General features: G+C 38.8%; 1 pseudogene. It reads right to left on the bottom strand.

What is annotated here, in order from left to right:
* Positions 1-237, bottom strand: a pseudogene (locus AAEZ18_RS19640) (glutathione synthase); the annotation flags it as partial.

Below are 237 nucleotides of genomic sequence, written 5' to 3'. Positions count from 1 at the left end.
TCCCATACATCCCTTTCAGTCATAATTGTTTTAGCAACTTTACGTCTTGAGATGTTGTAAACACTAAACACTGTTGCAGTAACTGATTTATTTTCAGATAGCTCCCCTGAACCTGGTGCTACGACTCTATTAAACTCCACATAGTCATCATTATCTAACATGCTTGTAAGCATAATTGTTCTATCTTTCTGAGGGCCATCTACACCAGCCTTCTCAGGGTTATCGTAACTATCACCA

Source organism: Pseudoalteromonas sp. 19-MNA-CIBAN-0066 (assembly GCF_040308705.1).
In the GTDB taxonomy this organism is placed as follows: Bacteria; Pseudomonadota; Gammaproteobacteria; order Enterobacterales; family Alteromonadaceae; genus Pseudoalteromonas; species Pseudoalteromonas nigrifaciens.
The sequence above is the reverse complement of the archived record's forward strand: the minus strand, read 5'-3'. Positions and strand labels throughout refer to the sequence as shown.